Raw genomic sequence first — 22,013 nt, forward strand, 5'->3', positions numbered from 1 at the left:
GGAGCAAAACGACGCGGACGGTCCTGGCCTTCGCCGGGGGTGAAACGGCGCTGGCGGTCATCGCCTTCACCGCCGAAGCGGCGGGGACGATCCTGGCCTTCGCCAGGAGCAAACCGACGCGGACGGTCCTGGCCTTCGCCGGGGGTGAAACGGCGCTGGCGGTCATCGCCTTCACCGCCGAAGCGGCGGGGACGATCCTGGCCTTCGCCAGGAGCAAACCGGCGCGGACGATCCTGGCCTTCGCCGGGAGCAGAACGACGCGGACGGTCCTGGCCTTCGCCGGGGGCGAAACGGCGCGGACGATCGTCGCCTTGGCCGCCGAAACGGCGCGGATGGTCCTGGCCGTCTCCCGTGCGCGGGCCGCGCGGCGGGCGTTGCGCGCCGTCTTCGGGTTTCTTGCGCGGGCGGTCGCTGCCGCCCGCGCGTTCCTGTGCCTGCTTGATGCCGTCGACCACGGCCCGCACGCGCTGGCGGTTCAGGTCGGACACCCGCACCGGCCGGGTAGCGGCGGGCTTGCGGGTATTGCCAGCGGGTGTGGCCTTGATGCCCAGCGTCTTGCGCTTGGGCGAAGTGTCATCGGTCATATCTTCAATGCGGGGCGTCCGGCCTAGATGGCCAGCGCCGCCAGCAGGTCCTGTTCAAGCTGTAACTGCAATTTGTTGTCCGAGGCGAGGCGGCTGCCGTCGACCAGGAAAACGTCTTCAACGCGCTCGCCGAGCGTGTTGATGCGGGCGGTATGCACCGAGATGCGGTGCTTGGCCAGTACGCGCGAGATGGCGTACAGCAGGCCGGTGCGGTCATTGGCCGAGAGCGACAGCAGGTAGTACTGGCCGCGCTCGTCGGGGCGCAGGTCCACGCGCGGCTTGATCGGAAAGCTGCGCGACTGGCGCGACAGCCTGCCTTGCGAGGGTTCCGGCAGCGGGGCATGCGCCTGCAGGCGCTCGGCCAGTTCGTGCTCGACCAGCGCGATGATGTCGCGGTAGTTGCCGCTGGCCGCGCCGCCGATGCCGGGATCGGTGACCTGGAAGGTGTCGAGCGCGTAGCCGTGCCGGGTGGTGTGGATCTTGGCTTCCTGGATGGAGAAGCTCTTGCGTTCGAAGTAGCCGCAGATGCGCGTGAACACGTCCGGCTGGTCCTTGACGTAGACCGCCACCTGCATGCCTTCGCCGGCGGGCGATACGCGCGCCTTGACCACCGGGCCGTCGCTGCTGACCTTGTTGTAGAGGTGGCGCGTGAGCCAGGCGATGTCGCGTGCGTCGTGGCGCAGGAAGAAGGCCACGTCGAGCTGGGCCCACAGCGGCTTGCCGAGTTCGGGGTCGAAGGCCTTCAGGCGCAACTGCGCGATGGTGTCTTCCTTGCGCTGCGACCACAGCGAGTGCGGGTCGACGCGGGCGCCGCCGAGCACGCGCAGCGTGATGCGGTAGAGGTCTTCGAGCAGCTTGCCCTTCCACGCATTCCATACCTTGGGGCTGGTGCCGCGGATGTCGGCCACCGTCAGCAGGTACAGCGCGGTCAGGTAGCGTTCGTTGCCGACCACGCGGGCGAAGGCATGGATCACGTCGGCATCGGTCAGGTCCTGCTTCTGCGCCACATGGCTCATGGTCAGGTGGTGCTCGACCAGCCAGGCGATCAGGTCGGTGTCCTCGCGGCCGATGCCGTGCTGCTTGCAGAAGCGGCGCGCATCGCTGGTGCCGAGCTTGGAGTGGTCGCCGCCGCGGCCCTTGGCGATGTCGTGGAACAGCGCCGCCACCCACAGCACCCAGGGGCGGTCGAAGGTGGCGATAAGCTGGCTGCAGAACGGGAATTCGTGCGTGTGCTCGACGATGGCGAAGCGGCGCATATTGCGCACCACCATCAGGATGTGCTGGTCCACGGTGTAGACGTGGAACAGGTCGTGCTGCATCTGGCCGACGATGCGGCGGAAATTGATCAGGTAGCGACCCAGCACGCTGGTCTGGTTCATCAGGCGCAGCGCGTGGGTGATGCCTTGCGGCTCCTGCACGATGGCCAGGAACAGGCGGCGGTTCTCGGGGTCGTTGCGCCAGCGCGCATCCATCACCGTGCGCGCGTTGTACAGGCCGCGCAGGGTGCGCGGCGACAGGCCCTTGACCCCTGGCGTGCGCTCGTACACCAGGAAGGTTTCCAGGATGGCGTGCGGCTCGCGCTCGTAGAGATCGTCGCTGGTGATTTCCAGCATGCCCTGGCGTTCGACGAAGCGCTCGTTGATGACGCGCGTCACCTTGGATTCGCTGGGGAACAGCATGGCCTCGATATTGAGCAGCAGCACGATATTGAGCTGGGTGACGGCCTTGGCCGCCCAGTAGTACCGCCGCATCAGCTGCTCGCTGGCGCGCTTGTTGTTGTTCTGGCGGTAGCCGAACGCTTCGGCCAGCGCGGTCTGCAGGTCGAACACCAGCACGTCCTGGCGGCGTCCGGCCACCAGGTGCAGGCGCGCCCGGATGGTCTTGAGCAGGCGCTCGTTGCGCTGCAGCTCCTGCGCTTCGCGCTCGCTCAGCAGGCCGCGCTCGAACAGTTCCTTCCAGCTGTCGCCCAGGCCCGCGGCCTTGGTCATCCACAGGATCACCTGCAGGTCGCGCAGGCCGCCGGGGCTCTCCTTGCTGTTGGGTTCGAGCGCGTAGGGGGTGTCCTGGTACTTGGCGTGCCGCTGGCGTATTTCCAGCAGCTTGGCCTGGAAGAAGGCGCGCGGGTCCAGGTCGGCCTGGTAGCGCGTCTGCAACTCGGTGAACAGCTTGCGGCTGCCGGTCAGCAGGCGCGCTTCGAGCAGGGAGGTCTGGATGGTGACGTCCTGGCGCGACTCGCGGATGCAGTCATCCGCCGTGCGCACGGCAGAGCCGATCTCCAGGCCCAGGTCCCAGCACAGCCCGATGAACTTTTCCAGGCGGCAGGTGGTGTCCGCGTCCGGCTCGGACGGCAGCAACAGCAGCACGTCCACATCCGAGTGCGGGAACAGTTCGCCGCGCCCGTAGCCGCCCACCGCCACCAGCGCGCACTGCGCCGGCAGGCCCAGGCCGCGCCATGCCTCGACCAGCGCGGTGTCCACCGCGCGCCGCAGGCGCGTGAGCAGGTGGCCGACGTGGCCGTGCGTGTTGAATTCGTCGAACACGGCCTGCTTGTCGGCCTTCAACTGATCGCGAACACGGGTGGCGAGGATGAGTTCCGGCGTGGCGTCCATGGGTTGGGCTTGGGACATCGAAGGGACGGCTGAAAAAAGAAGGGCGCCAACTTTGGCGCCCAGTTAGCGTCAGGCTGCGACAGAATCGGTGACGAAGGCGGGCGGCGCCGGCGTGCCCGCCGAGACGGTGAGCACGTCGTAGCCGGTCTCGGTCACCAGGATGGTGTGCTCCCACTGGGCCGACAGGCTGCGGTCGCGCGTCTTGACGGTCCAGTGGTCGGGCATGGTGCGGATGTCGCGCTTGCCGGCGTTGACCATCGGCTCGATGGTGAAGATCATGCCGGCCTGGATTTCCATGCCGGTGCCGGGGCGGCCGTAGTGCAGGATCTGCGGGTCTTCGTGGAAATTCTTGCCGATGCCGTGGCCGCAGTATTCGCGCACCACGGTGTAGCCGGCGCCTTCCGCGTGGACCTGGATCACATGGCCGATGTCGCCGAGGCGGGCACCCGGGCGCACCTGCATGATGCCCTTCCACATGCATTCGAAGGTGACCTGGGCCAGGCGCTTGGCCAGGATCGAGCCCTCGCCGGCGATGAACATGCGGCTGGTGTCGCCGTAGTAGCCTTCCTTGGTGATGACGGTGATGTCCAGGTTGACCGCGTCGCCGGACTTGAGCACGCGATCGCCCGGGATGCCGTGGCAGATCACGTCGTTGACCGAGGTGCAGATGGCGCCGGGGAAGGGCGGATAGCCGGGCGGCGCGTAGTTCAGCGGCGCGGGCACCGTGCCCTGGACGTCGCGCATGTAGGCATGGCACAGCCGGTCGAGTTCGCCGGTGGTCACGCCGGGCTTGACGAAGGGCGTGATGTAATCGAGGACTTCGGAGGCCAGCCGGCACGCTACCCGCATCTGGGCGATATCGTCGGCGTTCTTGATATGGATGCTCATGCTGCTCGCAAATGTGGCGGCGAAGCCACTGGCTGCGCCTCAATTCGGGTCTGAAAGGTGAGATTATCGCACCATCGCGCCCCCACCGCAGCCAAAATGGGCTGCGCGGGCCCCTGGCGGCGATTGTCCGCCCGCGCCGGCAGCAGGGTGCGGCGAGCATCGCTTGCCGGGCCCGGCGGCGCGCCTTCCTGTCATCGCAATGCCGGGCCCCTTGAGCGAAGTGGGTTTTTGTTGCTACAATCTTGGGCTGGCTTTCTTTCGAATGTCCCTGGCACGGCGCTTTCTGCGACCTGTGTCCTCGGCGCCGCTTCGTAAAGCCTGAAGTAGCTAGAAGTAGCCAGAAATTTGAAATCGCGAGTCCGYCCATCCGGGGTGTTCCTTTTSAGGAATGTCGGGGCGGAYTTCAGACCYAACCCTTTTGGAGAATTACATGTCCGTTACCATGCGCGAAATGCTGGAAGCCGGTTGCCACTTTGGCCACCAGACCCGCTTCTGGAACCCCAAGATGGCTCCGTTCATCTTCGGTCATCGCAACAAGATTCACATCATCAACCTCGAAAAGACGTTGCCGATGTTCCAGGACGCGCTGAAGTACGTGCGTCAGCTGGCAGCAAACCGCGGCACCGTGCTGTTCGTGGGCACCAAGCGCCAATCGCGCGAAATCCTGGCTGAAGAAGCAGGCCGTGCCGGCATGCCCTACGTCGACGCCCGCTGGCTCGGCGGCATGCTGACCAACTTCAAGACCGTCAAGATCTCGATCAAGCGCCTCAAGGACATGGAAGCCGCCAAGGAAGCCGGCGCGCTGGAAACCATGAGCAAGAAGGAAGCGCTGATGTTCGAGCGCGAAATGGACAAGCTGCAGAAGTCCATCGGCGGCATCAAGGACATGGGCGGCGTGCCTGACGCGATCTTCGTGGTGGACGTCGGCTACCACAAGATCGCCGTGACCGAAGCCAACAAGCTGGGCGTGCCCGTGATCGGCGTGGTCGATACCAACCACTCGCCCGAAGGCATCGACTACGTGATCCCCGGCAACGACGACTCGAGCAAGGCCGTGGCCCTGTACGTGCGCGGCGTGGCTGACGCGATCCTGGAAGGCCGCGCCAACGCGGTGCAGGACGTGGTGGAAGCCGCTCGCGGCGGCGACGATTTCGTCGAAGTCGAAGAAGCCTGAGGCTTGTTGCCGAAAGGATCCCCGCACGCGCACCCAAGCAGCTGACCATCGACGCTAGCCGACCGGCCCGGAGCCGGTGTTGCGCGCAGCCGGGGCTTTCCGGCAGACAAGGGGGCGGATGTTACGCCCCCTTTTTTTGAATTGTTGTCATCCGCCACGGGCATGATCTGTCGCGGGTGAAGTTGAGCATACCTCCGGCCCGGGCCCGCCAGACCCACGCGGGGCAGGCCGGTGCGAACCAACCAAGGAGTGACAAATGGCGGCAATTACCGCAAGCATGGTGGCAGAGCTGCGCGCGAAGACCGACGCGCCGATGATGGAATGCAAGAAGGCCCTGACCGAGGCCGACGGCGACCTGGAAAAGGCTGAAGAGCTGCTGCGCGTCAAGCTCGGCAACAAGGCCAGCAAGGCCGCTTCGCGCGTGACCGCCGAAGGCGTGGTCGTGTCCTTCATCGACGGCACCACCGGCGCACTGGTCGAACTGAACTGCGAAACCGACTTCGTGTCGAAGAACGATGACTTCCTCGCCTTCTCGGCCAAGGTCGCCGAGCTGGTCGCCAAGCAGAACCCGGCCGACGTGGCCGCCCTGTCGGCGCTGGAAATCGACGGCGTGACCGTGGAAGCCACCCGTACCGCGCTGATCGGCAAGATCGGCGAGAACCTGGCGATCCGCCGCTTCAAGCGCTACGCCGACGGCGGCAAGCTGGCAGCCTACCTGCACGGCACCCGCATCGGCGTGATGGTCGAGTTCGACGGCGACGAAGTGGCCGCCAAGGACGTGGCCATGCACGTGGCCGCGATGAAGCCGGTGTCGCTGTCGTCGGCCGACGTGCCGGCGGAGCTGATCGCCAAGGAGCGCAGCATCGCCGAGCAGAAGGCTGCCGAATCGGGCAAGCCGGCCGAGATCGTCGCCAAGATGGTGGACGGTTCGGTGCAGAAGTACCTGAAGGAAGTGTCGCTGCTGAACCAGACCTTCGTGAAGAACGACAAGCAGACCGTCGAGCAGATGCTCAAGGCTGCCAACACCGCGGTCAAGGGTTTCACCCTGTACGTGGTCGGCGAAGGCATCGAGAAGAAGCAGGACGATTTCGCCGCCGAAGTGGCCGCCCAGGTGGCAGCCGCCCAGAAGGCCTGAAGTCCTGGCGGCCAGTCCCGCGCCCGGTAGGGCGCAAACAGGCCGCCGTATAATGCCGAGGGGCACCGCGAGGTGCCCCTCGGCACAAATGGTGTCCGTGCCGCGCTTTGCCGCGCCGCGCGGCCGTCATAGCCCGTTTCCGCAGTCGTCTGCCTGCGCGCCCGCCGCGCCAGCCAGGCCACCCCGAAAACCGGCTTTCCTGGCGGCGGCGCCGTTTCGTGCCGCTGCTTTCAAGCTCGCAATCAAATACGCGGCTCAAAAGAACGAGCCGCTCCATCTCCGGGAATCAATATGCCTGCCTATAAGCGCGTCCTACTGAAATTGTCCGGCGAAGCCCTGATGGGCGACGATGCCTTCGGCATCAACCGTTCCACCATCGAGGGCATGGTCAACGACATTGCCGAGATCGTGAAGCTCGGCGTACAGGTCGCGGTGGTGATCGGCGGCGGCAACATCTTCCGCGGCGTGGCCGGCGGTGCCGCGGGCATGGACCGCGCCACGGCCGACTACATGGGCATGCTGGCCACGATGATGAACGCGCTGGCCCTGCAGGACGCCATGCGCCATGCCAATATCGAAGGCCGCGTGCAGTCCGCGCTGCGCATGGACCAGGTGGTCGAGCCCTATATCCGCCCGCGCGCCATCCGCCAGCTCGAAGAGGGCAAGGTGGTGATCTTCGCCGCCGGCACCGGCAACCCGTTCTTTACCACGGACACCGCCGCGGCCCTGCGCGGCGCGGAAATCGGTGCCGAGATCGTGCTCAAGGCGACCAAGGTGGACGGTGTCTATACCGCCGACCCCAAGAAGGACCCGAGCGCCACGCGCTACACCACGATTTCGTTCGACGAGGCCATCTCGCGCAACCTGCAGGTGATGGACGCCACCGCGTTCGCCCTGTGCCGCGACCAGAAGCTGCCGATCAAGGTTTTCTCGATCGTCAAGCCGGGCGCGCTCAGGCACGTCATCATGGGCGAGGACGAAGGCACGCTGGTGCACGTATAAGCGCATCGCCCGGCGCCGTGGGCCGGACGCCACCCGGCAGGGTGGCGCGGGTCGCGGCAAAGAGTAGAATGATTCATTTTCGACCCCGGTATCCGGGGTCATGGTTACCCGTTTCTCCCGGAGGTAAAAATGAGCGTCGCCGACACCAAGAAGAGCGTCGAGCAGAAGATGCAGAAGACCATTGATGCGTTCAAGGCCGATCTGGCCAAGATTCGCACTGGTCGCGCCCATACTGGTCTGCTCGATCACGTACAGGTCGATTACTACGGCTCGCCGGTGCCGATCAGCCAGGTGGCCAACGTCGGCCTGGCAGATTCCCGCACCATCAGCGTGCAGCCGTGGGAAAAGAAGATGGTAGGCGCGATCGAGAAAGCGATCCGCGATGCCGACCTCGGCCTGAATCCGTCCACCATGGGCGAGACCATCCGCGTGCCGATGCCCATGCTGACCGAAGAGCGCCGCAAGGAGCTGACCAAGGTCGTCAAGGGCGAGGCCGAAGGCGCCAAGGTCGCCGTGCGCAATCTGCGTCGCGATGCCAACGAGCAGTTCAAGAAGCTGGTCAAGGACAAGGCCATCTCCGAGGACGACGAGCGCCGCGGGCAGGACGAAGTCCAGAAGCTGACCGACAAGTTCGTCGCCGAGATCGAACGGATGGTCGCCGAGAAGGACAAGGAGATCATGACGGTGTGAGGCACGGGGTGGCGGCTTGCCAGCTGTCGCCCTGTCCGGTACCGTTTCTCATCATGCATCACATCAGTTCCACGCTCGGCGTCCCCGATTCCACCTATGTGCCCCGCCACGTTGCCATCATCATGGATGGCAACGGCCGCTGGGCGACCCAGCGGCACCTGCCGCGCGTTGCCGGCCACAGCCGTGGCCTGGATGCAGTCCGGGCGGTGGTCGAGGCGTGCGCGGCGCGGGGCGTGCAGTACCTGACCCTGTTCGCCTTCAGTTCGGAGAACTGGCGCCGTCCGGCCGACGAGGTCTCGTTCCTGATGCGGCTGTTCATGACCGCCCTGCGCCGCGAGGTGATCAAGATGCACGCCAACAATATCCGCGTGCGCGTGGTTGGCGACCTGGCCCGCTTCAGCCCGCGCATCCAGCAACTGATCACCGATGCCGAGGCGCGCACCGCCGGCAACTCCGGCCTGACCGTGACCATCGCCGCCAACTATGGCGGGCGCTGGGACCTGCTGCAGGCCATGCGCAAGATGCTGCAACGCTCTCCGATGCTCGATCCGGATTCGGTCGACGAATCCGTGCTGGCGCCGCACCTGGCCATGTCGTACGCGCCGGAGCCGGACCTGTTCATCCGCACTGGCGGCGAGCAGCGCATCAGCAATTTCCTGCTGTGGCAGCTGGCGTACTCGGAGCTCTATTTCACCGACGTTTTCTGGCCGGATTTCGACTCCGCGGAACTGGACAAGGCCTTTGCCTCGTACCGGCAGCGCGAACGCCGCTTCGGCCGCACCAGCGCGCAGGTAGTGGCGCCGTCCGGGCTTTCGGGCACCGCCTGAAGCTGTTTCCAGCTGTTTTCCATTACTCCGGGATCCTCCCAGCGCATGCTCCTTACCCGTGTCATCACCGCCGTATGCCTGTTGCTGCTGATCCTGCCGATCCTGTTCCTGGCGCCGCCGTCGGCGCTGGCCGGCCTGGTGGCGGTGATCGTGCTGCTGGCGGGCTGGGAGTTCGGGCGCCTGGTCGGGCTGCGCGGATTCTGGCCTTACGCCTATGCCGTGGCCTGCCTGCTGGCGCTGATTGCCTGGCATGAGGCGCCCGGGCGCGATGCGCTGACCCTGTTGCTGCAGATCGGCGTGGCCTGCTGGGGCGTGGCGCTGGTGCTGCTGGCGCGCGGCGTGCGCCGCGCCACCCCGGGCTTCACGGCGCTGGGCGTCGTGCTCGGACTGTTCATGCTGCCAGCCTTCGGCCAGGCCACCCTGGTCCTGCGCGAGCTGGGCATCGGCGTGCTGTTGTCGGTGGCGGTGCTGGTCTGGGCGGCCGATATCGGCGCCTATTTCGTCGGCAAGGCCATCGGGCGGCGCAAGCTTGCGCCCGCCATCAGCCCGGGCAAGTCCTGGGAGGGTGCGCTCGGCGGCTGGGTGCTGGCGCTGGCGATTTCGCTCGCGCTGGCCGCCACACACGCATTTTCGCCGACCTGGTACTCGCGCCTGGCCGACCACGGCGGCGTGGTGATCGTGGCGCTGCTGGCCACGCTGCTGGTGATCGCCAGCGTGGTGGGCGACCTGTTCGAGTCGCTGCTCAAGCGCCAGGTCGGCATGAAGGACAGCAGCCGGCTGCTGCCTGGCCATGGCGGCGTGCTCGATCGCATCGACGCGCTGCTGCCCGTTTTCCCGTTGGCCGCTTTGCTGGCCACCTATCTTTGAGTTGATCTGATATGCGTCGTATTACCGTCCTGGGTGCCACCGGCTCGATCGGGGACAGCACGCTTGATGTGATCAAGCGCCACCCCGAGCGCTACGTCGTGCACGCGCTGACGGCGCATCGGCAAGTGGACAAGATGGCAGCCCTGTGCCGCGAGTTCCGCCCGGCGCATGCCGTGATGGGCTCCGCCGAGGCCGCCGCCGGACTGCAGGCACTGCTGCGCGCCGATGGCGTCAAGACCGAGGTCGGCTACGGCGAGGCCGCGCTGGAAGCGGTTGCCACCGATGCGGCCGTGGACGCGGTAATGGCCGCCATTGTCGGCGCGGCAGGCCTGCGTCCCTCGCTGGCCGCGGCGCGCGCCGGCAAGCGCGTGCTGCTGGCCAACAAGGAAGCGCTGGTCATGTCCGGGCGCATCTTCATGGATGCCGTGCGCGAAAATGGCGCCACGCTGCTGCCCATCGACAGCGAGCACAACGCCATCTTCCAGTGCCTTCCGGCCGATGACCCGCGCTACCGCGCGGGCGTGGCCAAGGTGGTGCTGACGGCTTCGGGCGGCCCGTTCCGCACGCGCGACCCGGCCACGCTGCACGACATCTCGCCCGACGAGGCCTGCGCCCACCCGAACTGGGTGATGGGGCGCAAGATCTCGGTCGACTCCGCCACCATGATGAACAAGGGGCTCGAGGTCATCGAGGCGCACTGGCTGTTCGCCGCGCCGGCCGACCGCATCGAGGTGCTGATCCACCCGCAGAGCATCGTGCATTCGATGGTGTCGTACGCCGACGGCTCGGTGCTGGCCCAGCTTGGCAACCCCGACATGCGCACGCCGATCGCGTACGGCATGGCGTATCCCGAGCGCATTGATGCCGGCGTTTCGCCGCTGAACCTGGCCACTGCCGGCGCGCTTACCTTCGAAACCCCGGATCTCACGCGTTTCCCGTGCCTGGGCCTGGCGTTCGACGCGCTGCGCGCGGGCGGGCTGGCGCCGGCGACCCTGAATGCCGCGAACGAAGTCGCGGTCGAGGCATTCCTGCAGGGCAAGGTCCGCTTTACGGACATCGCGCGCATCGTGGCCGGCGTGCTCGAACGGACCGCGGGCGGCAGCGCCGACGCGCTGGAAGCCGTGCTGGGCGCGGACCAGGAGGCACGCCGCCGCGCGGCCGAGCTGCTGGAAAACCGGGGCGCATCCTGAGTTTGGCGGGGCTGTTGCCGGGATCGGCGACAATAGCGGCGAGCCGGCTGTTGCCGGCCGCTGCCGGCCGCCACCGGACAGCGGGATGCGGGGCCACGGGCCCGGCGTATCCTTTATGCCATCGGGGCGGCCAGCCCCTGACGACAAGCTGCCTGCCATGCAAACCGTAATCGCCTTTGTCGTTGCCCTGTGCATCTTGATCTATTTCCATGAAATGGGTCACTACCTTGCCGCGCGCCTGTGCGGCGTCAAGGTGCTGCGTTTCTCGATCGGCTTCGGCCGGCCGCTGCTGCGCTGGGTATCCAGGGGCCGCGACCGTACCGAGTGGACCATCGCCGCAATTCCGCTCGGCGGCTACGTCAAGATGCTCGACGAGCGCGAGCGCGATCCCGAGCGAGACCCCGCCATCGATCCCGCCGACTTGCCGCGCGCCTTCAACCGGCAGCCGGTAGGCAAGCGCTTTGCCATCGTGGCGGCCGGGCCGCTGGCCAACTTCGCGCTGGCGGTGGTGCTGTATTTCGTGCTGTTCGCGGGTGGCATGCGCGAGGCCGCGCCCGTCGTGGCCGCGCCGCCGGCCGGCACGGCGGCGGCCCAGGCAGGCCTGCGCGAGGGCGACCGCATCCTGTCGCTGCAGGCCAATGGCGAGACCGAGCGCGTGCGCTCCTGGAACGACCTGCGCATGGCGGTGTTCGCCCAGGGTTTTGGCGATGCCAGCGCGGTGCTGCGCGTGCGCGCGCCGGACGGCGCCGAGCGCGACGTCCGGCTGGCGCGCCTGCCCAATACCGGCGGCAATCCCGAGGAAGACCCGCTCGCCATCCTGGGCCTGGCGCTCAAGGGCGGCCCGGTCACGATCACCGAAGTCCTGCCGGATTCCGCCGCGCAGCGCGCCGGCTTGCGCAAGGACGACCGCGTGGTGGCATGGCAAGGCAAGCCGCTGACCCAGGCGGGCGAGCTGATCCGCGGGGTGCGGGCGCGACCCGGGGCCGAGGTCACGCTGGGTATCGAGCGGGGCGGCCAGCGCATCGACGTGCCGGTCAAGCTCGATGCCGTGCCGGCCCCGGACGGCGCCAGCGCCGGCGCCGCGGCCACCGGCAAGCTCGGCGCGGCGCTGAGCCAGGCGGTGGAAATGGAGACCGTGCGCTACCAGCCGGCCGAGGCAATGACCCGTTCGATCGGGCAGGTCTGGACCACCAGCGCGCTGTCGCTCAAGCTGCTCGGCAAGATGCTGGTGGGGCAGGCGTCGCTGCAGAACCTGAGCGGGCCGCTGACCGTGGCGGACTACGCCGGGCGTGCCGCCAACCTCGGCTGGCAGCCCTTTGTGGGCTTCCTGGCGCTGGTCAGCGTCAGCCTCGGTGTGTTGAATTTGTTACCTATTCCGGTATTGGATGGGGGGCATTTGCTGTATTATTGCGTTGAATTTTTGACTGGCAGGCCCGTACCAGACCACTGGCAGGCTGTGCTGCAGAAGGTCGGCATCGCCTGCGTCTTGCTCCTGACTTCGCTCGCCTTGTTCAACGACGTCAGCCGGCTGTTTCTTGCGCGCGGCTAGACGTAGGTTGCCGGCAGCGGCATGCGGGTGTCACCGACACCTCGCGCCGCACGCCGACAAGGCGCAGCCCCGTGAAGCATCGGAGCGCAATCCTGCATGGAATCAAAGAGGGGATCAAGATTGATCAGACATAAGCGCATCTCGCTGGGCTTGCTGGCGAGTGCCATCATCGCGGCCTGGACCCCAGTCAGTTGGGCCGCGGAGCCATTCGTAGTCAAGGATATCCGTGTCGAAGGCCTGCAGCGCGTGGAGCCCGGCACAGTATTCGGCTACCTGCCGGTCAAGGTCGGCGAGACCTTCAGCGACGACAAGGGCGCGGAAGCGATTCGCGCGCTCTACAATACCGGCTTCTTCAAGGATGTCCAGATCCGTTCCGAGGACGGCGTGCTGGTGGTCCAGGTCGAAGAGCGACCGGCCATCTCCCAGCTCGAGTTCGTCGGCATCAAGGAATTCGACAAGGACACCCTGCGCCGCTCCCTGCGCGCGGTCGGCGTGGCCGAAGCCCGCTATTACGACAAGGCGCTGATCGACAAGGCAGAGCAGGAGCTCAAGCGCCAGTACGTGGCGCGCGGCTACTACGCGGCCGACGTCCAGACCACGATCACCCCGGTTGACCGCAATCGCGTGTCGGTGGTGTTCAATGTGGACGAAGGCCCGGTGGCCAAGATCCGCCAGATCAATATCGTCGGCAACAAGGCATTCAAGGAAAGCACGCTGCGCGATGAAATGCAGCTGTCGACCCCGAACTGGCTGTCCTGGTACACCAAGAACGACCTCTATTCCAAGCAGAAGCTCACCGCCGACCTGGAAGCGCTGCGTTCGTACTACCTGAACCGCGGCTACCTCGAGTTCGCCATCGAGTCCACCCAGGTCTCGATCACGCCGGACAAGAAGGACATCTTCCTGACGCTGAACATCAAGGAAGGCGACCAGTACAAGGTGTCCGACGTGCGCCTGGCGGGCGAGCTGCTCGGCAAGCAGGCCGAGATGGAAAAGCTGCTCAAGCTGCAGAAGGGCGAGATCTTCTCGTCCGAGAAGCTGACCCAGAGCACCAAGGCCATCACCGACCTGCTGGGCACCTACGGCTACGCCTTCACCACCATCAACCCGCAACCGCAGATCGACAAGGAAAAGCGCGAAGTCGCGCTGACGCTGATGGTCGATCCGGGCCGCCGCGTATACGTGCGCCGCGTCAACGTGGTGGGCAACAGCAAGACCCGCGACGAAGTGGTGCGCCGCGAGATGCGCCAGATGGAAAGCTCGTGGTTCGACAGCGAGAAGCTGACGCAATCGCAGGCCCGTATCAACCGCACCGGCTATTTCACCGACACCAACATCACCACCGAGGACGTGGCCGGCGCGCCCGACCAGGTCGATGTGAACGTCAACGTGACCGAGAAGCCGACCGGCCAGATCAGCCTGGGCCTGGGCTTCTCCTCCACGGACAAGCTGGTGCTGCAGGCCGGCCTGCGCCAGGACAACGTGTTCGGCTCCGGTACCAGCCTGGGCCTGGACGTGAACACCGCCAAGTCCTTCCGCACGATCTCGCTGACGCAGTACGACCCGTACTTCACGGTGGACGGCATCAGCCGCTCGACCGACGTGTTCTACCGTACGTCCCGCCCGCTGTACTACACCGGCGACCAGGACTACAAGATCGTGTCGATGGGCGGTGGCTTCAAGTTCGGCGTGCCGTTCTCGGAAACCGACACCGTGTTCTTCGGCATCGGCTACGAGCGCTCGCAGGTGTACACCTCGGTCAATACGCCGAGCCAGTACACGGCATGGCTACAGAAGGTGGGCAAGAGCAGCGGCGACCCGATCAACAACTTCCCGTTCACGATCGGCTGGGCGCGCGACCGCCGCGACAGCGCGCTGGTGCCGACCAAGGGCCCCTACACCCAGGCCAACGTCGAAATCGGCGTGCCCGGCGGCGATACGCAGTACTATCGCGCCAGCGTCCAGCAGCAGTACTTCTACCCGCTGTCCAAGGCCTTCACGCTGGCCTTCAACGGCGAAGTGGCCTATGGCCACGGCTACGGCAACACGCCGTTCCCGGTGTTCAAGAACTTCTACGCCGGTGGTATCGGCTCGGTGCGCGGCTACCAGACCAGCACGCTGGGCAAGAAGGACCAGAACGGCAACCCGGTGGGCGGCGCGTCCAAGATGATCGGCAACGTGGAATTCATCTTCCCGCTGCCGGGCTCGGGCGTGGACCGCACGCTGCGCCTGTTTACCTTCTTCGACTTCGGTAACGTGTACGAGGAAGGCGCGCCGCTGCTGTTCAGCCAGCTGAAGTATTCGACTGGCGTGGGCATGTCCTGGCTGTCGCCGATCGGTCCGCTCAAGGTCAGCGTGGGCTTCCCGCTGAAGAAGGCCGAGGACGACAAGGTCCAGCGCTTCCAGTTCCAGATCGGTACTGCGTTCTGATAGCGGAAAGACAGGAAAGAGACAGGAAAGAGGATTGAGGATCCGATTCATGAAAACAACGTTCCCACTGATCAAGAGCCTGGCCGCCGTGGCGCTGACGGCCGGCGCGCTGCTGGCCGCCGTTCCGGCCATGGCGCAGGAAGCCCGCATCGCGGCCGTCAATTCCGAACGCATCCTGCGCGACTCGGTGCCCGCCAAGCAGGCCCAGGTCAAGCTGGAGCAGGAATTCTCCAAGCGCGACCGCGAACTGCAGGACATGGCCCAGAAGATCAAGGGCATCGCGGACAAGCTCGACAAGGACACCGCCGTGCTGGCCGACGCCGACCGCCAGCGCCGCCAGCGCGAAGTGGCCGACCTCGACCGCGAGTTCCAGCGCAAGCAGCGCGAGTTCCGCGAGGACCTGAACCAGCGCCGCAATGAAGAACTGGCGCAGGTGCTCGAGCGCGCCAACCGCGTGATCCGCCAGCTCGCCGAGCAGCGCAAGTACGACCTGATCGTGCAGGAAGCCGTGTACGTCAATCCGCGCATCGACATTACCGACGATGTGATGAAGGCGCTGAACGCCGGCAGCAAGTAAGCCGGCTGACCGCTTCGTCATCCAAGTCGCTCCCGTCGTTCAAGGAAGTACTGCCATGCAAACACCCACACTGGGTCAGCTCGCCACCGAGACCGGCGCGCAGGTTGTGGGTGATCCCGACCTCGCCGTGCGCGGCCTCGCGCCGCTCGACCAGGCCGGTCCCGACCAGCTCTCGTTTCTCTCCAATCCCCTGTATCTGCCGCAGGCGCTGGCGTCGCACGCCGGCGCCGTGATCGTCTCGGCAGCCGATCTCGAGCGCATCCGCGCCGAAGGGCAGGCCGACGGCCGCAACTGGCTGGTGGCGCGCAATCCCTACGTGTGCTTTGCCCGCATCGCGCAGGGCTTCGAGCGCCGCGCCAACACGGACCACCGCACCGGCATCGATCCGCGCGCCAGCGTGGCGCCCGACGCCGTGGTGCCGCCGTCGTGCTTCATCGGTCCCAATGTGGTGATCGAGAGCGGCGCGCGCCTGGGCGAGCGGGTGCGCATCCTTGCCAACGGTTTTGTCGGCTCGGGCGCGGAGATTGGCGACGACACGCTGATCTATGCCAATGTCTCGGTCTATCACCATTGCGTGGTCGGAATGAGATGCATACTGCACAGCGGCGTGGTGCTGGGCGCCGACGGCTTTGGCTTCGCGCCCGATATCGGGCCGGCGGGGGTGGAGTACGTCAAGATTCCCCAGACCGGCCGTGCCGTGCTGGGCAACGACGTAGAGGTCGGCGCCAATACCGCGATCGACCGCGGCGCCATGGCCGACACCGTCATCGAGGACGGCTGCAAGCTCGACAACCAGGTGCAGATCGCCCATAACGTAAGGGTGGGCGCGCATACTGTGATCGCGGGCTGCGCGGCCATCGCCGGCAGCACCAAGGTGGGCCGTTTCTGCGTGATCGGCGGGTCGGCCAATTTTGCCGGCCACCTGAACATTGCCGATCGCACCACGGTATCGGGCGGCACTTCGATCACCAAATCCATAACCAAGCCAGGCGGCCATTTCACCAGCGTGTTTCCTTTCCTGCCGCACGGCGACTGGGAGCGCAACGCAGCCATCGTGCGGGGGCTCACCAAGCTGCGCGAGCGCGTGGTGCAGCTCGAGAAACGCCTGCGTGGCCAGGCCGGCAATCCTACACAGCAAAACGAAGAGAAATCATCATGACCGCAGCCGATATTGATATCCAGAAGATCCTCAAGCTGCTGCCGCACCGCTACCCGATCCTGCTGGTGGACCGCGTGCTCGAGCTCGAGCCGCAGAAGCGCATCAAGACGCTGAAGAACGTCTCGATCAACGAACCCTACTTCCAGGGCCATTTTCCCGGCCATCCCGTGATGCCGGGCGTGATGATCCTGGAAGCGCTGGCGCAGTCGGCCGGCCTGCTGACCTTCGGCGCCGAGATGGAGCGCAAGGAAGGCTCGCTGTACTACTTCGTCGGCATCGACGGCGCGCGCTTCAAGCAGGTGGTCACGCCGGGCGACCAGCTGCACATGACCGTTTCGGTCGAGCGCTATATCCGCGGCATCTGGAAGTTCAAGGCGTTCGCCACGGTGGACGACAAGGTGGCTTGCGAAGCTGAGCTGATGTGTACCGTCAAGCAGGCCGAATGACGCCGGGCCGCTGAAGCGGCCTGCGCCACGCTCGCGCCGGCATTGCCCGGCGGACGTGCGCACCGCTCGCGGCCGGGGCATCGCAGCATCGGCACTTTGTATTGACCGTACCTTCTCTTCTCCTCAGACCATAGGACAGGACGCATGACGCAAATCCATCCCAGCGCACTGGTCGACCCCAAGGCCGAACTCGCCGCCGACGTGACCGTCGGGCCGTTCTCGATCATTGGTCCCGACGTGCGTCTCGGCAGCGGCACCCAGGTGGGCGCGCATACCACCGTCGAAGGCCATACCACCGTGGGCGCGGACAACCGCATCGGGCCCTACGCTTCGGTCGGCGGCATGCCGCAGGACATGAAGTACCGCAACGAGCCGACGCGSCTSGWRATTGGCGAYCGCAACACSATYCGYGAATTCACSACSATCCATACCGGYACGGTGCAGGACCAGGGCGTGACCAGCATCGGCGACGACAACTGGATCATGGCCTATGTGCATATCGCGCATGACTGCCAGGTGGGCAACCATACGGTGTTCTCCAGCAACGCGCAGATCGCCGGCCACGTGCAGGTGGGCGACTGGGCCATCCTCGGCGGCATGAGCGGGGTGCACCAGTTCGTGCGCATCGGTGCCCATGCCATGCTGGGCGGCGCCTCGGCGCTGGTGCAGGACCTGCCGCCGTTCGTGATCGCCGCCGGCGACAAGGGCGGCAACAAGGCCACGCCCCACGGCATCAACGTCGAAGGCATGCGCCGTCGTGGCTTCGATGCCGCGCAGATCGCGGCGCTGCGCCAGGCCTACAAGGTGCTCTACAAGTCCGACCTGAGCTTCGAGGCCGCGCGCATCGAGATCGCGCAACTGATCGCCCAGGCCGACGGCAGCGCGAGCGTGCCGTTGCAGGGCTTCCTGGACTTCATTGCCGCCACTCAGCGCGGCATTGTGCGCTGAACCCGGTCAACGCCATGGTCGACGGTGTCCTACCGGCCACGGATGCTGCCCCGGACGTAGCGGGCACGGCGCACGAGAACAAGCGCGGCACGGTTGCCATGGTCGCCGGCGAGAATTCCGGTGACCTGCTTGCCTCGCTGCTGATGGGCGGGCTCAAGGCGCGCCTCGGCGAGACCGTGCGCTACGCCGGCATCGGCGGCTCGCGCATGATGGCCCAGGGGTTCGAATCGCAATGGCCGATGGAAACGCTGTCGGTCAATGGCTATGTGGAGGTGCTGGGCTCGCTGCGCGAGATCCTGGCCACGCGCCGCGCGATCCGCGACTCGCTGCTGGCGCGGCCGCCGCTGTGCTTTATCGGCGTGGATGCGCCGGATTTCAATTTCGGGCTGGAAGTGCCGCTGCGCCGTGCCGGCATCCCGGTGGTGCACTTTGTCAGCCCGTCGATCTGGGCCTGGCGCGGCGGGCGCATCCGCACCATCGCGCGCGCCGTGGACCATATCCTGTGCCTGTTCCCGTTCGAGCCTGAGATCTATGCCAGGGCCGGCATTCCCGCCACCTACGTGGGACATCCGCTGGCCGACGTGATCCCGATGGTGCCCGATACCGAAGGCGCGCGCGCGCGGCTGGGCCTGCCCGCCGCAAGCCGCGTGGTGGCGGTGCTGCCGGGCAGCCGGCAGTCCGAGGTGCGCAACCTCGGGCCGACGTTCTTCGGCGCCATGGCGCGCATGCACGACATGGACGGCAACCTGGCCTTCGTGCTGCCGGCCGCCAGCGCGTCGCTGCGCGAGATCGTCGAAGAGCTGCACCGGCAATTCCCGCAGATCCCGCTCACCATCGTCGATGGCCAGTCGCATCTCGCCATGGAAGCCGCCGACGTGATCCTGCTGGCGAGCGGCACCGCCACGCTGGAAGCGGCGCTGTACAAGAAGCCGATGGTGATCTCGTACAAGGTGCCCTGGCTGACAGCGCAGATCATGAAGCGCCAGGGCTACCTGCCGTACGTGGGGCTGCCCAATATCCTGTCGGGCCGTTTTGTCGTGCCCGAGCTGCTGCAGGACGACGCCACGCCCGAGGCGCTGGCGCGCGAGACCCTGCTGCAGCTCAACGACGAAGGCAATACCGCGTTCCTGCGCGAACATTTCACCCAGATGCACCAGACCCTCAAGCGCAATACCGCCGAGATCGCCTCGGCCGTGGTGGCGGACCTGATCCGCCAACGGAGGGGCGTGTAATGGCGCGCCGACAGTCCGCCCGGGCCATGCAGGCCGATGCCGCCCAGCTTGGTTTCGACCTGACCCCGGCCGCCGCGCAGGCCCGCCGCCTGTGCGGCGTCGACGAGGCGGGCAGGGGGCCGCTGGCCGGGCCGGTCTATGCCGCCGCGGTCATCCTCGATCCCGCCCGGCCCATCGACGGCCTGGCCGACTCCAAGGTGCTGACGGCGCGCCGCCGCGAGGAACTGTTCGAGCAGATCCGCGAACGCGCGCTGGGCTGGCATATCGCCTTTGCGTCGGTGGAGGAAATCGACACCATCAACATCCTGCACGCCACCATGCTGGCCATGCAGCGCGCGGTGCATGGCCTGGCCGACGGCGGCCTCGAGCCGGACCTGGTGCAGGTGGACGGCAACCGCTGCCCGCAGGTGCGCTTCGCGGTGGAGGCCATCGTCAAGGGCGATGCCAAGGTGCAGGCGATCTCGGCGGCGTCGATCCTCGCCAAGGTCGCGCGCGACCGCGAGCTGCTCACGCTGCATGCGTCGTATCCGCAGTACGGCTTCGATGCCCATGCGGGCTACGGCACGCCGCAGCACCTGGCCGCGCTGGCGGAGTTCGGCGCCACGCCGCACCACCGGCGCTCATTCGCGCCCGTGCGCGAGGCAATCGCGCGGGGACCCATCGCGCCGGCACCCGCGTCGGCGTGGGACGCATCGGCGGAGCAGGCATCGTGAAACACGTCACTTCGCGCGAGAACGCGCTGTTCAAGCATCTCAAGGCGCTGACCACCTCGACGCATGCGCGCCGCAAGGCGGGGCAGTCGGTGCTGGATGGCGTGCACCTGGCGCAGGCCTACCTGGCCGCGCTGGGCCAGCCGGTGCAGTGCGTGGTGTCGGAGCGGCACTACGACCATGCGGAGGTCGCACCGCTGCTGGCGCAGGTCGCGCCCGAGCGCGTGGTGCTGCTGGCCGATGCGTTGTTCGAGCAGATTGCCGGCGTGGTCAACGGTATCGACCTGATGCTGGTGATCGATACGCCGTCCGGCCACCTGCCGTCGCGCATCGACACCGACTGCGTCATCCTCGACGGTGTGCAGGACGCCGGCAATGTCGGCTCCATCCTGCGCAGCGCGGCCGCGGCCGGCATCGGCCATGCCTTCCTGGTGACCGGCAGCGCCTTCGCCTGGTCAGCCAAGACCCTGCGTGCGGCCATGGGCGCGAATTTTCACCTGAATATCGTCGAGCATTGCACGCTCGAGATGCTGGCGCCGCGCCTGGCCGTGCCGCTGCTGGCCACCTCGTCGCACGCTCAGGCCGCGGTGTACGACACCGACCTGCGTGCGCCGGTCGGCTGGGTGGTGGGCAACGAGGGCAGCGGCGTGAGCCGGGAATGGATGGCCAGGGTCGACCGTACCGTGGGCATCCCGCAGCCGGGCGGGCTGGAGTCGCTCAACGTGGCGGCAGCCACGGCGATCTGCCTGTTCGAGGCCGTGCGCCAGCGGCGGCCGGGCGGCTGAGCCTGTTCCTGCCGCCGGCCCCGCCGCCGGCGCTCCCGATCAGTAGTTGCTGTCGCGCTCCACCTTGATCTCCTGCAGGATCGTGGTGGCGATCTCTTCGATCGACTTGTGGGTGGACGACAGCCACTTGATGCCTTCGCGGCGCATCATSGCCTCGGCCTCGTTGACCTCGTAGCGGCAGTTTTCCRGCGCGGCGTACTTGCTGCCCGGGCGCCGCTCGTTGCGGATCTCGGCCAGCCGCTGCGGGTTGATCGACAGCCCGAAGATCTTCGGCTTGAACGCGTACAGCGCCGTCGGCAGCTTGCCGCGCTCGAAATCGTCGGGGATCAGCGGGTAGTTGGCGGCCTTCAGGCCGTACTGCATCGCCAGGTAGAGGCTGGTCGGGGTCTTGCCGCTGCGCGACACGCCCACCAGGATCACATCGGCCTCGGCCAGGTTCTTGTGCGACTGGCCATCATCGTGCGCGAGCGAGAAATTGATCGCCTCGATGCGGTTCTGGTAGGCCTCGGTGTCCGCGTTCTGGTGGAAGCGGCCGATCGCGTGCGTGGACTTGAGCCCCAGTTCTTTTTCCAGCGGCTCGATGAAGGTCTGGAACATGTCCAGGATCATGGCCTTGGCGCGGCGGATCGCCTTGTTCGACTCCTGGTTGACCAGGGTGGTGAAGACGATGGGCGGCGCGCCTTCGGCGTAGAAGGCCTCGTTGATCTTGCCTACCGCGATATGTGCCTTCTCCGGGGTGTCCACGAACGGCATGCGCACCTTGCGAAAGCGCATCTCGAACTGGGCCAGGATGGAGTGGCTGAAGGTTTCCGCGGTGATGCCGGTGCCATCGGAGACGATAAAAACCGTACGGATGGCAGGGCGCTCCTCTTTGCGCGGTTCCTGGGATTGCTGCGGCTCAAGGGGCGCGGCGGGAGCGGCGGGCTGGGACATGTCTGTACAATTATTTTTTGAAACCGTGCTCCGCGAAAGTGCGGAGCGGCACGGTAGAATAGCGGCGATCTTTTCGCTAAGCAATTCCGCCAGCGCTGTCGGGGCAACGATCCGGCCACGGATTGTCGACAATGTGCGCTGCAGCAATCACGGTCGAACTCCGGTCCCCACCGAGGGTGGGAATGCGCGGGACTGTTTAGCCAAGCGATCCGTCCGGTAGCAGAACTCCAACAAGATTCCGGGCGTCAGCAACAGGTTTCTTACTTTGTTTTTGAGGC

Annotated in this window: 19 protein-coding genes and 1 pseudogene; 17 read left to right on the forward strand and 3 right to left on the reverse strand. The window is 66.4% G+C overall.

Going from position 1 to position 22,013, the window contains the following annotated elements:
- The coding region (locus AC1DK4_RS13010; RefSeq protein ID WP_477131573.1) for a hypothetical protein at positions 1–611 on the forward strand (611 nt) is incomplete at its 5' end.
- Here the strand turns inward: AC1DK4_RS13010 and AC1DK4_RS13015 are convergent.
- Positions 608–3,193, reverse strand: coding sequence for a [protein-PII] uridylyltransferase (locus tag AC1DK4_RS13015; protein ID WP_441613576.1), 2,586 nt, complete (start codon positions 3,191–3,193; stop codon positions 608–610). The genes AC1DK4_RS13010 and AC1DK4_RS13015 overlap by 4 nt on opposite strands.
- Before the next feature lie 69 nt (positions 3,194–3,262).
- Positions 3,263–4,084, reverse strand: a pseudogene (map, locus tag AC1DK4_RS13020) (type I methionyl aminopeptidase); the annotation flags it as partial.
- A 427-nt stretch (positions 4,085–4,511) separates the two neighbouring features.
- Between map and rpsB the strand changes: the two are divergent.
- From rpsB to AC1DK4_RS13100, 16 genes are all read left to right on the forward strand, one after another.
- Positions 4,512–5,255 carry a 30S ribosomal protein S2 gene (gene rpsB / locus AC1DK4_RS13025; RefSeq protein ID WP_017228767.1) on the forward strand — a complete coding sequence of 248 codons (744 nt, stop codon included), beginning with the start codon at positions 4,512–4,514 and terminating at the stop codon, positions 5,253–5,255.
- Positions 5,256–5,511: 256 nt separating this feature from the next.
- On the forward strand, positions 5,512–6,390 hold the full coding sequence (tsf, locus tag AC1DK4_RS13030; protein ID WP_441613473.1) for a translation elongation factor Ts: 879 nt from the start codon (positions 5,512–5,514) through the stop codon (positions 6,388–6,390).
- Between the two features lie 291 nt (positions 6,391–6,681).
- Positions 6,682–7,392, forward strand: a complete 711-nt coding sequence (gene pyrH / locus AC1DK4_RS13035; RefSeq protein WP_441613475.1) for a UMP kinase — start codon at positions 6,682–6,684, stop codon at positions 7,390–7,392.
- A gap of 129 nt (positions 7,393–7,521) precedes the next feature.
- Entirely contained in the window at positions 7,522–8,082 is a 561-nt protein-coding gene (frr, locus tag AC1DK4_RS13040) for a ribosome recycling factor (RefSeq protein WP_441613476.1), read from the forward strand.
- A 53-nt stretch (positions 8,083–8,135) separates the two neighbouring features.
- Positions 8,136–8,909, forward strand: a complete 774-nt coding sequence (locus AC1DK4_RS13045; protein WP_441613477.1) for an isoprenyl transferase — start codon at positions 8,136–8,138, stop codon at positions 8,907–8,909.
- A 45-nt stretch (positions 8,910–8,954) separates the two neighbouring features.
- Positions 8,955–9,776: a phosphatidate cytidylyltransferase gene (locus tag AC1DK4_RS13050; protein ID WP_441613478.1), complete on the forward strand. Its 822-nt coding sequence runs from the start codon at positions 8,955–8,957 to the stop codon at positions 9,774–9,776.
- An 11-nt stretch (positions 9,777–9,787) separates the two neighbouring features.
- The gene (ispC, locus tag AC1DK4_RS13055; RefSeq protein WP_441613479.1) at positions 9,788–10,966 is read left to right on the forward strand and encodes a 1-deoxy-D-xylulose-5-phosphate reductoisomerase; all 1,179 of its coding nucleotides are present in this window, start codon (positions 9,788–9,790) and stop codon (positions 10,964–10,966) included.
- A gap of 157 nt (positions 10,967–11,123) precedes the next feature.
- Complete coding sequence (gene rseP, locus AC1DK4_RS13060; protein WP_441613480.1) at positions 11,124–12,515, forward strand: RIP metalloprotease RseP; 1,392 nt, start codon at positions 11,124–11,126, stop codon at positions 12,513–12,515.
- A gap of 96 nt (positions 12,516–12,611) precedes the next feature.
- Positions 12,612–14,945: an outer membrane protein assembly factor BamA gene (bamA, locus tag AC1DK4_RS13065; protein ID WP_441613481.1), complete on the forward strand. Its 2,334-nt coding sequence runs from the start codon at positions 12,612–12,614 to the stop codon at positions 14,943–14,945.
- Positions 14,946–14,994: 49 nt separating this feature from the next.
- Positions 14,995–15,522, forward strand: a complete 528-nt coding sequence (locus AC1DK4_RS13070; protein ID WP_441643422.1) for an OmpH/Skp family outer membrane protein — start codon at positions 14,995–14,997, stop codon at positions 15,520–15,522.
- A 55-nt stretch (positions 15,523–15,577) separates the two neighbouring features.
- Positions 15,578–16,681, forward strand: a complete 1,104-nt coding sequence (lpxD, locus tag AC1DK4_RS13075; protein ID WP_441613483.1) for a UDP-3-O-(3-hydroxymyristoyl)glucosamine N-acyltransferase — start codon at positions 15,578–15,580, stop codon at positions 16,679–16,681.
- A complete protein-coding gene (gene fabZ / locus AC1DK4_RS13080) occupies positions 16,678–17,127 on the forward strand; it encodes a 3-hydroxyacyl-ACP dehydratase FabZ (protein WP_441613484.1) in 450 nt (149 codons plus the stop codon). The genes lpxD and fabZ overlap by 4 nt, the downstream gene beginning before the upstream one ends.
- A gap of 144 nt (positions 17,128–17,271) precedes the next feature.
- Positions 17,272–18,075 carry an acyl-ACP--UDP-N-acetylglucosamine O-acyltransferase gene (gene lpxA / locus AC1DK4_RS13085; protein WP_477131574.1) on the forward strand — a complete coding sequence of 268 codons (804 nt, stop codon included), beginning with the start codon at positions 17,272–17,274 and terminating at the stop codon, positions 18,073–18,075.
- Between the two features lie 14 nt (positions 18,076–18,089).
- Positions 18,090–19,307, forward strand: a complete 1,218-nt coding sequence (gene lpxB, locus AC1DK4_RS13090) for a lipid-A-disaccharide synthase (protein ID WP_441613486.1) — start codon at positions 18,090–18,092, stop codon at positions 19,305–19,307.
- Positions 19,307–20,020, forward strand: a complete 714-nt coding sequence (gene rnhB, locus AC1DK4_RS13095) for a ribonuclease HII (protein WP_441613487.1) — start codon at positions 19,307–19,309, stop codon at positions 20,018–20,020. Before lpxB ends, rnhB begins: the two co-directional genes overlap by 1 nt.
- Positions 20,017–20,802, forward strand: coding sequence for a TrmH family RNA methyltransferase (locus tag AC1DK4_RS13100; protein WP_441613488.1), 786 nt, complete (start codon positions 20,017–20,019; stop codon positions 20,800–20,802). The genes rnhB and AC1DK4_RS13100 overlap by 4 nt, the downstream gene beginning before the upstream one ends.
- Before the next feature lie 39 nt (positions 20,803–20,841).
- Here AC1DK4_RS13100 and ppsR read toward each other — a convergent pair whose 3' ends face one another.
- Complete coding sequence (gene ppsR, locus AC1DK4_RS13105) at positions 20,842–21,735, reverse strand: posphoenolpyruvate synthetase regulatory kinase/phosphorylase PpsR (RefSeq protein ID WP_477131575.1); 894 nt, start codon at positions 21,733–21,735, stop codon at positions 20,842–20,844.
- Positions 21,736–22,013 lie beyond the last annotated feature (278 nt).

The sequence above is a fragment of the Cupriavidus sp. 05N38 genome, assembly GCF_056397345.1.